Below are 14,192 nucleotides of genomic sequence, written 5' to 3' on the forward strand. Positions count from 1 at the left end.
GGACAGCGGCTGCGGCATGAGCGAGGATTTCATTCAGAATCGCCTCTTCAAGCCGTTCCAGACCACCAAGGCCAGCGGCATGGGCATAGGCGCCCACGAGAGCTATCAATACATACAGGAACTGGGAGGCAAGATCAGCGTGCAGAGTGAATTGAACCGGGGCACCACCGTGACCCTGCTACTCCCGCTGTTCCATGCGCAGGCGGACGCACCCTTGACGGCGCTGGACGTTCAATGAACACGCCTCGCCATGCGCCGCTGTTGATCGTCGAAGACGATCTGGCCCTGCAGAAGCAGCTCAAGTGGTCGCTGGACCGCTTCGAATCGGTCACGGCCGATGATGTCCCCAGCGCGGTGCTGCAGTTCCGCCGTCACAACCCGGCTGTGGTCACGATGGATCTTGGCCTGCCGCCTGATCGGGACTCGGTGTCCGAGGGCTTCAGATGCCTGGAGAAGCTGCTGGAGCTCGACCCCGGCGTGAAGGTCATCGTGCTGACCGGACAGAACGACCAAGGCAATGCGCTGCGCGCCATCCGCATGGGTGCCTACGACTTCCTCGCCAAGCCCGTCGATCCCGACGTGCTCAGCCTGACCGTCGAGCGCGCCTACCGGCTCTATGAGCTGCAGCAGGAGAACCGCCGCCTGCAGACGCAGCAAAGCAGCGACGTCTTCTCGGGCCTCATCACGCGCGACCCCGGCATGCAGCGCGTCTGCCGCATGATCGAGAAGGTGGCCCCCAGCGACGCCACCGTGCTGCTGCTTGGCGAAAGCGGCACCGGCAAGGAAGTGCTTGCCCAGGGCCTGCATGACGCCTCCAAGCGCAAGGGCCGCTTCGTCGCCATCAACTGCGCGGCCATCCCCGAGACGCTGCTGGAGAGCGAACTCTTCGGCTACGAGAAGGGAGCCTTCACCGGCGCCAACAAGTCGACGCTGGGCAAGATCGAGACCGCCAATGGCGGCACGCTGATGCTCGACGAGATCGGCGACCTGCCCATGCCCTTGCAGGCCAAGCTGCTGCGCTTCCTGCAGGAGCGGGTCATCGAGCGCGTCGGCGGCCGCCAGGAGATCCCCATCGACGTGCGCGTCGTCGGCGCGACCCACCAGGATCTCAAGGCCCGGATCGTCGACGGTCGCTTTCGTGAAGACCTGTACTACCGCCTGGCAGAGATCGTCGTCGAGATCCCGCCGCTGCGTGATCGTGTGGGCGACCCGGTGCTGCTATCGCACGCCTTTGCGCGCCGCTTCGCGACCGAGATGCGCCGGCCCGTGCCGACACTGGCGGACGATGCCGTGCGCGCGCTGGAGGTTCATGGCTGGCCGGGCAATGTGCGCGAACTGCAGAACATGCTCAAGCGTGCCGTCATCATGGCCGAGGAGGACCGCATCGCGGCGGTGGACCTCGGTCTGCGGCCGGCGTCGGCACCGGCCGATGACAACGTGACGCTGGACCTGCGCACCGTGCGCGAAAACGCCGAACGCCAGGCCCTCATCACGGCGCTCGCCCGCACCGATGGCAACATCGTCCGTGCGTCCGAACTGTTAGGCATCAGCCGCCCAACCCTCTACGACATGATGAACCGGTTGCAGATCAAATGAACAACAAGATGCATTCCACACCCGCGCGGTTCGCCGGTGCCGTGCTCGTGGCCTCGGTGCTGCTGACCGGTTGCTGGGGTCCGTCGGCGCCGCAGATGGTCGAGTCGGGCAAGGCCCGCATGCAGAAGGCTGAATACAAGGCGGCCGTCATCGAGTTCAAGAACGCGTTGCAGAAGGATGCGTCGCTCGTCGATGCCCGCTTCTGGCTTGGCAAGGCCCTGCTGGAGACCGGCGATGCGAACGGCGCCTGGGTCGAGTTGTCGAAGGCGCGCGAAGGTGGCTACAGCAAGGACGAGCTCGTGCCTTTGATGGCCGCAGCGATGATCCTGCGCGGCGAGTCCACCAAGTTCATCGCCGAATATGCGGATGTCCAGCTCACCGACCCCAAGCGCCAGGCGGAGCTGAAGGCGGCGCTGGCCACGGCCTATGGCTCCAAGGGCAAGTATGTGCAGGCGCGCGCCGCGGCAGACGCCGCCCTGCAGGCTGATCCCAACAACATCGTCGCGCAACTCGCCGTTTCCCAGCTGATGTTCGTCGCCGGCGACCGGGTCGGTGCGATGGAGCAGGTGGAAAAGTCGCTCAAGGCCCATCCTGAATCGGCGCGGCCGTGGGTGTCCAAGGCCGAGCTGCTGCAAAGCAACGGTGCCGACCCCGCCCAGGTGATGCTGGCCTATCGCGAAGCGCTCAAGCGCAACGGTGACGAGCTGCAGGCCCACGTCGGCGTGATGCGGCTGCTGATGGCGCAGCGTGACTTCGATGGCGTCGACAAGCAGTTGGCCGCACTGCGCAAGGTGCAGCCGAACAATCCCCTGGTGCTGTATTACTCGGCCACGCTGGCCTTCGAGAAGCGTGACCTGAAGAAGGCCGCCGAGTTGTCCCAGCAACTGCTGAAGATGGCGCCGCAGAACCCGTCCTTCCTGTACCTGGCTGGCACGATCGAATACGAGCGAGGCGGCTACCTCCAGGCCGTGGCCCACCTCGGCAAGGCGCTGCCGAATTCGCCGGCGCCAGGCCCCGTGCGCGTCCTGATGGCGCGTGCGCAGCTCCGCGCCGGCGATGCGCGAAAGGCGCTGGGGTTCGTGCTGCCGCTGCTCGATGACGAGAAGCTGGCCAGCTCCGAAGCCTATTCGGTGGCCGCCGATGCCCATCTGCAGATGGGGAACGGTGAGGCGGCCAAGCGCATGTACGCCCAGGCCGTCAAGCTCAATCCTGGCAACACGCGCGGCCGTACGGCCCTGGCCGTGGCTGAAATGACGGCGGGCCAGACCGAGCAGGCCATGGAAGAGCTCAAGTCCGTCGCCGCCAAGGATCCCGGTGTCGAGGCCGAAGTGGCGATGGCGATGTCGCTGTACCGCCGCAATCGCCTGGACGACGTCGCTGCGATCATCGATGCAGTGGAAAAGAAGCAGCCCGGCACGCCGGTGGCACCCTTGTTGCGCGGACGTACCGAGCAGTTGCGCGGCAATCGCGACAAGGCTCGCGCACATTACGAAGAGGCTTTGCGGCGCTTGCCGTCCTATATGGCTGCCGCCACCGTGCTGGCGGCCATGGACTACGAGGATGGCAAGCCGGCAGCCGCGGTCGGCCGCTTCGAAAAGGTCGTCGCGGCAGATCCGCAGTCAATTGACGGCACCGTCTCATTGATCTCGGCGAAGACCCGGGCTGGCGCACGCGCGGAGGACATCCGCAGCCAGCTGGACGCTGCCATCAGGCGCTTCCCGGACCATCAGTTGCCCCGCCTCGCGCTGGTTTCTTATTTGATGGAAATTGGAGAGAACAAGCTGGCGAGCCAGATCGCCAATGAGACCGCCAGCCGTTTCACCGACAGCCCCAAGGTGTACGAGGCGGTGGGCCTGGCCGAGATGGCAGTCGGTAACCTGAATCAGGCCGCCCAGGCGTTCAACAAGATGACGACGCTGCAGCCGAACTCGGTGCTGCCCATGATGCGTATGGTCGACCTGTACGACGCGCGCAAGGATGCGCCAGCGGCGATGAGCCAGCTGCGCAAGGTGCTGGCCATCAAGCCCGACCATCTGCAAGCGCAGATGCGGCTGATCACGCTGCTGGGGCGCGCCGGCAAGATGGATGAGGCCCTCGCCATCGCCAAGTCCGTGCAGGCCCAGGCGCCCAACGAGCCGCAGGGCTGGTCTTTTGAAGGCGATGTGCAGGCCGCGAAGCGCAACTGGCCGGCGGCGKTGGTGGCATTCCGTACCAGCCTGTCCAAGCGTCCGCTGGAAGAGACGGTCATCAAGCTTTATCTGGCACAGGCCAGCGCGGGATCGCAGGCGGAGGCCGACAAGCTGGCTGCCGACTGGCTGACCAAGTACCCGGATTCGCCGGCGCTCGACTACCTGCTGGGCGACCAGGCGCTGGCACGCGGTGAGTTCGACCGGGCAGAACGGCATTTCCGAAGGGTGATTGCCGTGCGGCCCAACAATGCGGTGGCGCTGAACAATCTGGCCTGGTTGCTGCATCGTGCTGGCCGGCCCGGCGCACTGGAAATGATCGAGAAGGCGCTCAGCCTGGCGCCGAATTCACCTTCCCTCACCGACACTGCGGCGGAAATCCAGGCGGGTGCGGGTCACGTGGACAAGGCCCTGGTGCTGCAAAGGCGTGCGGTTCAGCTGGATCCCGAGCAGCCCTTGCACCGCCTTCATCTCGCCGAATACCTGATCAAGAGCAACCAGAAGGCCGAAGCCAAGATCGAGTTGCAGAAGCTGAACGAACTGGGCAAGAGTTTTGCCAGGACTGCGGATGTGCAGAAGTTGCTGGCGGAGCTGTAATCTGTTGCTCAACTAACCCTCGGATCGACCGGGCAGCGTCATGAAGATCAAACAAGCCAGCTTCAGAAAACGCTTGCACCAGTTGATGCGGCGGGGCTTCGGCCGACTGCCGCGCGACACACGGCATGCCATCTATCGCGGCATGATCGACTGCGACCCGGCGCCGGATCCAAGGCTGGAGCTCAAGGTCGCCGAGACCCGCGAGGAGCTCGAGGACTGCTTCCGCATCCTGCATGATGCCTACGTGGCCAGCGGTTTCATGAAGCCGTCGCCCTCAGGCCTGCGCGTCACCATGTATCACGCGCTGCCGACGACAACCACGCTGTGCGCCAAGTACGACGGCCGCGTCGTCGGTACCATGTCCATGATCCGCGAGGGTGTGTTCGGCTTTCCGCTGCAGTCGGTCTTCGACCTCAGTGAGGTGCGCGCCAAGCAGGGCCAGATCGCCGAGATTTCAGCGTTGGCCGTGCATCCGGACTTCCGCCAGACGGGTGGCGCCATCCTGTTCCCGCTGATGAAGTTCATGTACGAGTACTGCACCAAGTACTTCGACACGCGCCACCTCGTCATCGCGGTCAATCCGGACAAGATCGAGCTCTACGAGTCGCTGCTGTTTTTTGAGCGGCTGCAGGAAAACGTCGTTGCCAACTACGACTTCGCCAATGGTGCGCCAGCCGTCGGCGCCACTCTGGACCTGCCGGTAGCGAAAGAGATATTCCGGCGCGTCTACGGCAAGCGCAGGGAACGCAAGAACCTCTATAACTACTTCGTCCAGCTGAGCCTGCCCAACATCAAGCTGCCCAAGCGCCGCTATTTCACGACCAATGATCCGGTGTTGACGCCGGACATCCTCGACCACTTCTTCAATCAGCGCAGCCAGGTCTTCGCGGAACTGGACGACCGCCGCAAGGCGCTGTTGTGGTCCATCTACGACCAGCCCGAGTTCCGGGCCGTTCTGCCGATGATGAGTGGATCGGACACGGGCTTTCATCCGATGCGCCGGCATCAGCGCTTCTCGTTGCGCTGCCCGGCCGAGCTGCGTGTGCGGCTCGACGGCGATGAGCGCTCCATCGTGATGACCGTCATCGAAATTTCCCTGTCGGGCTTCCAGGCGCAGTCCAAGCTCGACATACCGATCGGGGCTGATGGTGCGGTCCGGGTGGAATTGGGCGTGCAGGACAAGGCCACGCTGGACGTGAAGGTGATGCGACACCACCACACCGACACCGGCGAGTTCTATGGCTTTCGCGTGGATGAGCCCGACGATGTCTGGCGCCGCGCCGTCAGTGCGCTGGAAACCGAGTACGTTGCAGGCGAGCTGTGAACAGCCCCGGCCGACGTCGCCTGCTGGCCCTTGCGGCCGCACTGGCATGCATCGGCACCGCAGCCGGTGCGGAAACTCTGCCGGAACTGATTGCGCGGGCCAAGCGCTCGGTCGTTGTCGTGGGCAGCTGGGGGTTGATGGACAACCCCCGCTTCGGGTTCAAGGCGGCAGGCTTTGTTGTCGCGGACGGCCTGCACGTGCTGACCAATGCGCACGTGGTGCCGACGGAAACGCCCGATCGAGTCGATCGCAGCATCGCGGTCAAGATCTGGACGCCCGACGCGCAGTGGGTGATGCGAAGCGCCAAGCTCATCAGCCTGGATCGTGCGCATGACCTTGCATTGCTGCAGATGGACGGACCACCCGCGCCCGCGCTGCGCCTAGCCGCCAGGGAGGCGCCGGAGGGCACCTCCATCGCCCTGATCGGATTTCCGATCGGCAATGCGTTGGGCTATGACGTGCACGTGACGCACAGAGGCATCGTGTCGGCGCGCACGGCCATCGTGCCGCCCGCCGCCGCGCCCTCGGGCCTGACCGAACGCGCGGTGCGGCAACTGCGTGCCGGTGCCTTCGAGGTGTTGCAGCTGGATGTCCTGGCCTTCCCGGGCAACAGTGGCGGGCCGGTGCTGGACATCGAGACCGGCGAAGTGATCGGCGTCCTGCAGGGCGGGGCCATCAAGGGAACCCGGGAGGCCGCGCTCAGCGCCCCCACGGGCATCAGCTACGCCGTGCTGATCCGCGATGCAGCGCCCATGCTGAAGTACATCGACCGCTGACCAGCGTCGACGGGCGACTGTCCGTCCAAGCGAGACAAATCGCGCGGCCAATAAAAAACCCCGCCGTGGCGGGGTTCTCTGAGTGCGGAGCAGCGACGACTGGCGTCGCTGTTCACATCACTTGGCTTGACGACGGCGGCCGGCGAAGCCCAGGCCAGCGAGAGCCAGACCCACCAGACCCACCGTGGCGGGCTCAGGCAGCTTGGTGGCTTCGATGGTGGCAGACCAGTCGTTCTGATCCAGGGTGCCGCCACCCAGGATGACGGCAACCAGGGCTGCAGTCGAGGTGTTCGTGTACTGCGCCGAGAAGATGCCCGTCCACTTGGTTTCGTCTTCGCCGATGTCGCAGCTCTTGTTGGCGTTGGYGTCATCACACGCACGGCCCAGGATGCTCATCGTGACCGACGTATTGCCGGCGTTGTCGGTGAAGATGAAGGGCGAACCGAACTGGCCGGGAGCCAGGTAGGTTTCGCTGAACAGCCAGTTCGGCTTGGCATCGAAGTGCAGGAAGTTGGGGATCGGCGTGCCGTTCACGCCGATAGGCACATTGTTCGGACCCGCGCCTTGGGTCATGTCTTGCACCCAGCCAGCGGTCGGAGCGAAGATCGTGCCGAACGCCGGGTCATTGAAGGAACCGGTGCCGCCCAGTTGCTTGGTGGCGAACTGGCCGTAGGTCTTGCCAGCGGTCTGGTAAGCATCGGGAGCGGGATCCGGAACCCAGTTGACGGTGCCGAAGGACACGATCACTTGGCCCAGGCTGACACTCGTCTTGCCGACGATGGGGGTGGCGGATGCGGCAGTGRCCACTGCGAGGGCCGCTGCAGCAACCAGCGTCTTCAGGGTCTTGCTCATTTGAATCTCCTTGATTCACTTGCTAGAAGTTGGGGCGCGGCCCCGGACGCTGGGTAATAAGCAGGTCGCGTGCCAGCTTTGAAGGTGCCGCCTGCTTTCCCTTTTAAAACAACGAGTTGCCGTGCTCTTGGATGACGTATTGCCGGTGTTTTGAGGGCTGGTTGATGGTCGCTGTAAAGTCCTCCGACACCCGTCTCAGGCAGGCGGGCAGGGAGATGGTGTGGACGGACTGTCAGGCGAACATGGAGTGACGCGGCGGAACTCTGGCAATGTGACCGGCTGGGACCGCGGGGCGCTGGACTGCTGGCGGGCCACGACTGTCGATGAGGTGAAGGCTTGCGTGGACGAGGCGCGCCGCCGGGGGATTTCGCTCTACCCGCTATCGACCGGCTTGAACTGGGGGTATGGCTCGGCTGCGCCGCCCCAGGCAGACGCCGTGCTGCTGGATCTGAGCGGCATGAACCGCATACGCAATGCGGCAGAGATCTCGCAAGCGAATCCTGTCGCGGTCATCGAACCTGGGGTGACGCAGCGGCAGTTGCACGAATTCCTGAGCGAGTCCTGCCCGGGCCTGAGCTTCAACGTGACGGGTTCGTCGGTGGACACCAGCATCCTCGGCAATGCGCTGGACCGGGGCGTGGGATATCTGGGGCCGCGCCGCGAGGATGTTTTCGGGCTTGAGGTGGTGACCGGCCGAGGGGAGTTGCTGCGGACCGGGTTTCGCCGCCTGGGCGAGGATTCGCCGCTTGCGCATGCCCACCCTTATGGCCTCGGGCCGATGCTGGATGGCCTGTTCTTCCAGGGTAATTACGGCATCGTCACCAGCGCCTGCCTGAAACTGCTGCCGCGGCCGGCCCGCTCGGTTGCCGTGTCGCTGGCCCTGCGTGATGTCTCGAAGTTAGGGGACTTCCTGGATGGCCTGGCGCTGCTGAAGCGGCTGGGCGTCATGGCTGGCGTGACCCATGTCGGCAATCAGGCGCGCACGCGGGCCAGCATGATGTCGGGCATCAGTGAATACCTGCGTATTTCCTGCGGTGTTGCGGAGAGTGACCTGGCGGCCGAGGCGGATCGGGCGCTGGCGACGGTGGCGCCCTATGAATGGACCAGCCTGGGCGGCGTCGCCGGCAGCGCCGCCCAGGTGAAGGCCGCGATTGCCGAGGTCAGGCGGGTCCTGGGCGGCATGGCCAAGTTGACCGTGGTGGACGATGCCAAGCTGGCGGCCGGTTTTCGGCTGCTGAATCCCTTGCGAAACCTGTGGCCCTGGGCCCGCGCCAATGCGGCGGCTATTTCGGCCATCCGGCCCTTGCAGGGTTTGGCGGATGGCCGGCCGACCGATGCCGCCATCACCAACCTGTTATGGCGATATGGCCAGCCGCAGCTGCCGGCGCGGGATTTGGACGCCTCCGGTTGTGGCCTGATCTTCATCAACCCGGCGCTGCCCATGGCGGGCGGGGCGGTGGCGAAGGTCGTCGATGCCATGAAAGCGGTTGCCGCCGGATTCGGCCATGAGCTCTATGTGACGCTGAATATCGAGACGACCACCTCGCTGGTGGCGGTGGCCAATCTGTTGTTTGACCGCGGCGACGCGGCTGCGGTTGCAAACGCCCGAGCCTGCGCGCGGGCGCTGTGGGAATATTTACGCAGTTGCGGCCTGGAGGTGTACCGGGCGCGGGCGGACATGATGGAGGACGTGGTCGACCCCCAGGATTCGTTCTGGCGCACTGCCTGGGCGCTGAAATCCGTGTTCGACCCGGACAATCTGATTGCTCCGGGGCGTTACAACCTGGCTCGGGCACCCGACGCCTGAGAGGATTTCGCGGTCGCCGCGCGCGTGTGAAAGTCCGCGTTGCCCGGGGGAAGCCCCCGATTTAGGTTGCCAGACATGGGGTGGGGCTATGGCATCATTCCAAGGCTTTGGCCCTGGGTGACGGCAGGTTTTGCCGTTCCCTCTCGACTGCAACGGTTTGCGGGGGCCTTCGATGAACAGACCCACAGAGGACTCGCCTTGAACGCTTCCAACAACCGTGATGCGCAAATGACGTCGGCAAGAGGCTCGCAGAGGGCGGCAAAGGCAGCCGGCGCGTGGTGGGGCCGGGCCCTGGCAATGCTTGCCATCGGCGTGCTGGCCGGCTGCGCCAGCACCAGCTTCCCGCCAGCGCCGGCGGCAGTGGCCAACGATGACTACAGCTACATCATCGGCGCGGGTGACAACCTCAATATCCAGGTCTGGCGCAATCCGGAGCTGTCGATGTCGGTGCCGGTTCGCCCGGACGGCAAGATCGCCGCCCCGCTGGTGGACGAGATGGTCGTGCAGGGCAAGACCTCGGTGCAGGTGGCCCGTGAAGTCGAGAAGCAGCTCGGCAAATATGTGCGCGACCCGGTCGTCACTGTCATCGTCACGAGCTTCATTGGCCCCTACAGCGAGCAGATCCGCGTCGTCGGCGAGGCGGCCAAGCCGCAATTCCTGCCCTACAAGCAGAAGATGACGGTGCTGGACGTGATGATCGCCGTCGGCGGCCTGACGGACTTTGCATCCGGCAACAGCGCCACCATCCTGCGCACGGCCGAGGGCAACAAGCAGTACTCGGTGCGCCTGAAGGACCTGATCAAGCGCGGTGACGTGTCGGCCAATGTCGAAATGCGGCCGGGCGACATCCTCATCATTCCGCAGAGCCTGTTCTGAATTGAAGGGAGAGGACCTGCGTTCGCTGCCGGCCTCTCCTCGCCATAGCTTTAACCGAGACTGTTCCCCATGGAATTGCTGATTGGTCAGCTTCTGATCATCGTCCGGCGGATGTGGAAATACCGCTGGGTCGGCCTGGTCGTGGCCTGGGTGGCCGGGCTGGTCGGCGCCGTGGTGGTGTTCGTGCTGCCTGACCGCTACGAGGCCAGCGCCCGCATCTACGTGGACACCCAGTCCATCCTGAAGCCACTGATGTCCGGCCTTGCCGTGCAGCCCAATGTCGAGCAGCAGGTGATGATGCTGAGCCGCACGCTGATCAGCCGGCCCAATGTCGAAAAGCTGGTCCGCATGGCCGACCTGGACTTGAAGAACCAGTCCAAGGCCCAGCAGGAATCCACCATCGAGACGGTGACGAGCAATCTGTCCATCCAGAGCAGCGGACGGGACAACCTCTACATCCTCGGCTACCGCGACAGCGATCCGGAAACGGCCAAGCGTGTCGTGCAGGCGCTGGTGTCGATCTTTGTCGAATCCAGCCTGGGCCAGACGCGCGTGGGCACCTCGACGGCAACGACCTTCATCAACGAGCAGATCAAGTCCTATGAGGCCAAGCTGGAAGAGGCCGAAACACGGCTCAAGGAATTCCGGCTCAAGAACCTGTCCAATATGTCGGGTGACGGGAAAGACTCCGCGGCTCATATCGCGGAGTTGAGTGGCCAGCTGGAGCGCGCCCGCCTGGAGTTCCGCGAGGCTGTCAATGCGCGCGATGCCGCCAAGGCCCAGCTGGAGGCCGAGAAGGCCCGCGGCGGCGCCCAGACGACGGCCCAGAGCCTGATTCAGGAATCCAACGCCAACGTCAGCACGCCTGAACTCGATGCCCGCCTGGCGGAGCATCGCCGCAGCCTCGACGCCTTGCTGCAGCGCTACACCGACCAGCACCCCGACATCATCGCCACGCGCAAGCTCATCAAGGATCTCGAGGAGCAGAGAAAGCGCGAGCTCGCCGAGCTGCGCAAGGCCGCCATGAATGTCCCGACGGCTTCCGTGGGCCAGAACAGCGGCAGCCTGGCCACGCAGGAACTGGTGCGCGTCCTGGTGACGACCGAAGTCCAGGTCGCGGCCCTGCGCGCCCGCGTCGACGAATACTCGGGGCGCTACTCTCAGGCCCTGGTGGCGCTGAAGACGGCGCCTCAGGTTGAGGCCGAGGCTGCCCAGCTGAACCGCGACTACGCGATTCACAAGAAGAACTACGAGGATCTGGTGCAGCGCCGCGAACAGGCGTCGATCTCCGGCGAGCTTGATGTGGCGTCCGGCGTGGCGGACTTCCGCGTCATCGACCCGCCGCGCGCCAATCCCAAGCCGGTCGCGCCGAACCGCCTGCTGCTGCTCGCCGGTGCAATGGCGGCGGCCCTGGGCGTCGGCCTGTTCACGACCTTTGCCGCCAGCCAGCTGCGCCCCGTCTTCCATGACGCGAACGACCTGCGCACCCGCGTGGAATTGCCCATCCTGGGTGTCGTGACGCGGCTTGTGACGGATGCTGATCGTGCCCGCCAGCGCGTCGACCTGATTCGTTTCTCCGCGGGGGCCGGAGGGCTGCTGGCGATGTTCGCCGTCGCATTGACGGTCTTGGCTGTGCAACTGAGCCGGCAGGTGGTTTGACATGACGAGCCTGATTGAACAAGCCGCCAAGCGGCTCGAGCAACTGCGCCAGGCCGGCGTTGTGCTGCCCGGCGACGAGCAGGCGCAGCCAGCGGCGGCGCAGCCGCCGGTCGTCGCGCCCTTGGCCGCGCCCGCCGCCGCTTTGCCTGCGCAGCCGCAGGCAGAGCCTCGGCCCCATGTGGGCATCTCGGTCCTGGACGATGGGCTCCATCCGTCGTCCAAACGCGTGGAGCTGGACGTCGTGGCGCTGGCCGCGCAGGGCTTCCTGATGCCCCACACGCCGCGTTCGCAAACGGGCGACCAGTACCGGGTCATCAAGCGCCCCTTGATCAAGAACGCGATGGGCAAGGGCGCCGCGACGATCAACCACGCCAACCTGATGATGGTGACCAGTGCGTTGGCCGGTGAAGGCAAGAGCTTCACGTCCATCAACCTCGCGCTGAGCATCGCGGCCGAACTGGACAACACGGTCATGCTGGTCGACGCCGACGTGGCCCGCCCATCGGTGTTGCGCATGCTGGGCCTGCCGCAAGGCCCCGGCCTGCTCGACGTGCTGGAAGAGCGTGTCGAGATGTCCGAGGTGCTGCTGCGCACCAATGTCGAGAAGCTGACCATCCTGCCCAGCGGCACACCCCACCCGCGTGCGACCGAACTGCTGGCCAGCGACGCCATGCGCCATCTGCTGGACAACATGGCCAAGCGCTATCCCGACCGCATCATCATTTTCGATTCGCCGCCGCTGCTGCTGACGACGGAGTCTCGTGTGCTGGCTTCGCACATGGGCCAGATCGTCATCGTCGTCCATGCCGAGAAGACGGCGCAGAGCGCCGTCCAGCAGGCCCTCGCCGCCATCGAAACCTGCCCGGTCAAGATGATGCTGCTCAACCAGGCCAGCCCCAACGCTGCCGGTGGTTACGGCTACGGGTATGGCTACGGGTATGGCTACGGCTACGGATACGGCTATGGCAGCAATGACTCGGCCCAGACCTGAGCCGCGCCATCTGCCTCTGGCCCTCGCCCTTTGTGCGATCGCGGCTCACGCCCAGCAGGGAGACGCTGCTGCTGGTGCCGGCGGTGGCGCCATCCAGCCTCGCATCGGCGTGTCACTGAGCTGGACCGACAACCTGCGCCTCGACGATCAAGAAAAGGACGCGGCGGTGATTGCGACGGTGTCCCCCGGCGTCAGCATCGTGCGCAATACGGGTGCGCTGCGCGGCAGCCTGGACTACTCGCTGAACGGCGTCACTTACCTGAAGACGACCTACAAGTCCCAGCTGCAGAACGCGCTGACGGCAACCGCCCAGGCCGAGATCATTCCTCGTACCTTCCTTGTCGATGCGCAGGCCAGCATCGGGCAGCAGAACGCGACGGCCTTCGGCTCACAGGCGGCACCCACGCTGGGCTCGCAAGGCTCGGTGTCCGCTTTGGACAACCCCAACCGGCGCGAGACGGGTACCTTGAACGTCTCACCGCTGCTGCACGGCCAGCTGGGTGGATTGGCCAGCGTGGATCTGCGTGGCAATCTTTCGGTCACCGAGGTGCGCGGTAGCGCCCTGGGCGACAGTCACGGCAGCGGTGGTTCCATGCGCATCGCACAGCTCAGCGCTGGCGTGCTGAGTTGGTTCCTTCAGGCGAACACACAGCAGGTACGGCCCAAGGCTGCGTTCTCCAACCGCACCAGCTCGGCGACGGCGGGCCTGAACTACCACCCCAACCCCGACTGGCTCTTCAGCGTCAATGCGGGCCAGGAGCGCAATGATTACCTCAGCCGCAGCGGCGGCGAGCAGAGCGGGCTCACGGGCGGCCTGACCGCCGATTGGACGCCCACGCCGCGTACGCGCGTCAATGGCAACTGGCAGCGTCACAGCTATGGCAACAGCCACGGCCTGAGCTTCGAACACCGCATGCGCAACTCGGTCTGGCGCTTCTCGGACTCCCGCAACGTCACGCTGGGCAACGCTGGCGCCACGGGCGGCGTGCGGACCAACTACGACCTGTACTTCCTGTTGTTCGCATCGCTGGAGCCGGACCCGATCAAGCGCGACACCCTGGTGCGTGCCTATCTGCTCTCACAGGGCTTGTCGCCCGATGCGCAGGCCGCGGTGGGCTTCCTGTCCACCGGGCCGAGCCAGCTGCGCAACCAGATGCTCAGCTTTGCCCTCCAGGGCGTGCGCAGCAACGTGACGGCCACGGTCAGCCGTTCCGTCACCAGCCGCCTGGGGGACAATCTGAACCAGGGCGATCTGGCCAACAACTCGCGCATCGACCAGCGCTCCTATTCGCTGTCGGGCAGCTACCAGCTCACGCCGGTGTCGGGGGTGTCGTTGACGGCTTCGCGCCAGGAGACTATCGGCGACTCCAGCAATCGCCGCACCCAGCTGACCAGCCTGGTGGCCAACTGGAACAGCCGCCTGGGTTCGCGCATCAGCATTCAGCTTGGTGCGCGCCACAGCCGCTTCGAAGGTGTCAGGCCCTATTCCGAGAATGCGGCCTACGCCAACCTGACGCAACAGTTCTGA

General features: G+C 65.1%; 11 protein-coding genes. 10 read left to right on the forward strand and 1 reads right to left on the reverse strand.

Features of this window, described 5'->3' with window-relative positions:
* The 5 genes from ACXJKJ_RS23140 to ACXJKJ_RS23160 form a co-directional block, all read left to right on the forward strand.
* Positions 1–238 (forward strand): ATP-binding protein (locus ACXJKJ_RS23140; RefSeq protein ID WP_457392802.1); only part of this gene is annotated, 238 nt, incomplete at its 5' end.
* Complete coding sequence (prsR, locus tag ACXJKJ_RS23145) at positions 235–1,596, forward strand: PEP-CTERM-box response regulator transcription factor (RefSeq protein ID WP_457392804.1); 1,362 nt, start codon at positions 235–237, stop codon at positions 1,594–1,596. The genes ACXJKJ_RS23140 and prsR, both read left to right, overlap by 4 nt.
* The gene (prsT, locus tag ACXJKJ_RS23150; RefSeq protein ID WP_457392807.1) at positions 1,593–4,379 is read left to right on the forward strand and encodes an XrtA/PEP-CTERM system TPR-repeat protein PrsT; all 2,787 of its coding nucleotides are present in this window, start codon (positions 1,593–1,595) and stop codon (positions 4,377–4,379) included. The genes prsR and prsT overlap by 4 nt, the downstream gene beginning before the upstream one ends.
* Before the next feature lie 40 nt (positions 4,380–4,419).
* Positions 4,420–5,703 carry a GNAT family N-acetyltransferase gene (locus tag ACXJKJ_RS23155; protein ID WP_457392809.1) on the forward strand — a complete coding sequence of 428 codons (1,284 nt, stop codon included), beginning with the start codon at positions 4,420–4,422 and terminating at the stop codon, positions 5,701–5,703.
* Positions 5,700–6,479, forward strand: a complete 780-nt coding sequence (locus ACXJKJ_RS23160; RefSeq protein ID WP_457392811.1) for a S1C family serine protease — start codon at positions 5,700–5,702, stop codon at positions 6,477–6,479. The genes ACXJKJ_RS23155 and ACXJKJ_RS23160 overlap by 4 nt, the downstream gene beginning before the upstream one ends.
* Positions 6,480–6,596: 117 nt before the next feature.
* On the opposite strand, the gene ACXJKJ_RS23165 is transcribed toward ACXJKJ_RS23160, so the two are convergent.
* Complete coding sequence (locus tag ACXJKJ_RS23165; RefSeq protein ID WP_457392814.1) at positions 6,597–7,331, reverse strand: PEP-CTERM sorting domain-containing protein; 735 nt, start codon at positions 7,329–7,331, stop codon at positions 6,597–6,599.
* Between the two features lie 271 nt (positions 7,332–7,602).
* Between ACXJKJ_RS23165 and ACXJKJ_RS23170 the strand changes: the two genes are divergently transcribed.
* The 5 genes from ACXJKJ_RS23170 (at position 7,603) to ACXJKJ_RS23190 (ending at position 14,192) form a co-directional block, all read left to right on the forward strand.
* The gene (locus ACXJKJ_RS23170; protein WP_457392853.1) at positions 7,603–9,138 is read left to right on the forward strand and encodes an FAD-binding oxidoreductase; all 1,536 of its coding nucleotides are present in this window, start codon (positions 7,603–7,605) and stop codon (positions 9,136–9,138) included.
* Positions 9,139–9,435: 297 nt separating this feature from the next.
* On the forward strand, positions 9,436–10,014 hold the full coding sequence (locus tag ACXJKJ_RS23175) for an XrtA/PEP-CTERM system exopolysaccharide export protein (RefSeq protein WP_235531973.1): 579 nt from the start codon (positions 9,436–9,438) through the stop codon (positions 10,012–10,014).
* Positions 10,015–10,083: 69 nt separating this feature from the next.
* The gene (locus ACXJKJ_RS23180; protein ID WP_056195789.1) at positions 10,084–11,673 is read left to right on the forward strand and encodes an XrtA system polysaccharide chain length determinant; all 1,590 of its coding nucleotides are present in this window, start codon (positions 10,084–10,086) and stop codon (positions 11,671–11,673) included.
* A 1-nt stretch (position 11,674) separates the two neighbouring features.
* The gene (locus ACXJKJ_RS23185) at positions 11,675–12,664 is read left to right on the forward strand and encodes an XrtA-associated tyrosine autokinase (RefSeq protein WP_056195792.1); all 990 of its coding nucleotides are present in this window, start codon (positions 11,675–11,677) and stop codon (positions 12,662–12,664) included.
* Entirely contained in the window at positions 12,636–14,192 is a 1,557-nt protein-coding gene (locus ACXJKJ_RS23190; RefSeq protein ID WP_457392816.1) for a TIGR03016 family PEP-CTERM system-associated outer membrane protein, read from the forward strand. The genes ACXJKJ_RS23185 and ACXJKJ_RS23190 overlap by 29 nt, the downstream gene beginning before the upstream one ends.

The organism is Roseateles sp. P5_E1 (assembly GCF_054049335.1).

Bases quoted from the DNA above. Each gene is read 5' to 3' on its own strand.
- prsR (WP_457392804.1), top strand. From the start codon at position 235: ATGAACACGCCTCGCCATGCGCCGCTGTTGATCGTCGAAGACGATCTG.
- ACXJKJ_RS23180 (WP_056195789.1), top strand. From the start codon at position 10,084: ATGGAATTGCTGATTGGTCAGCTTCTGATCATCGTCCGGCGGATGTGG.
- ACXJKJ_RS23190 (WP_457392816.1), top strand. From the start codon at position 12,636: ATGGCAGCAATGACTCGGCCCAGACCTGAGCCGCGCCATCTGCCTCTG.
- ACXJKJ_RS23175 (WP_235531973.1), top strand. From the start codon at position 9,436: ATGCTTGCCATCGGCGTGCTGGCCGGCTGCGCCAGCACCAGCTTCCCG.
- ACXJKJ_RS23155 (WP_457392809.1), top strand. From the start codon at position 4,420: ATGAAGATCAAACAAGCCAGCTTCAGAAAACGCTTGCACCAGTTGATG.
- ACXJKJ_RS23185 (WP_056195792.1), top strand. From the start codon at position 11,675: ATGACGAGCCTGATTGAACAAGCCGCCAAGCGGCTCGAGCAACTGCGC.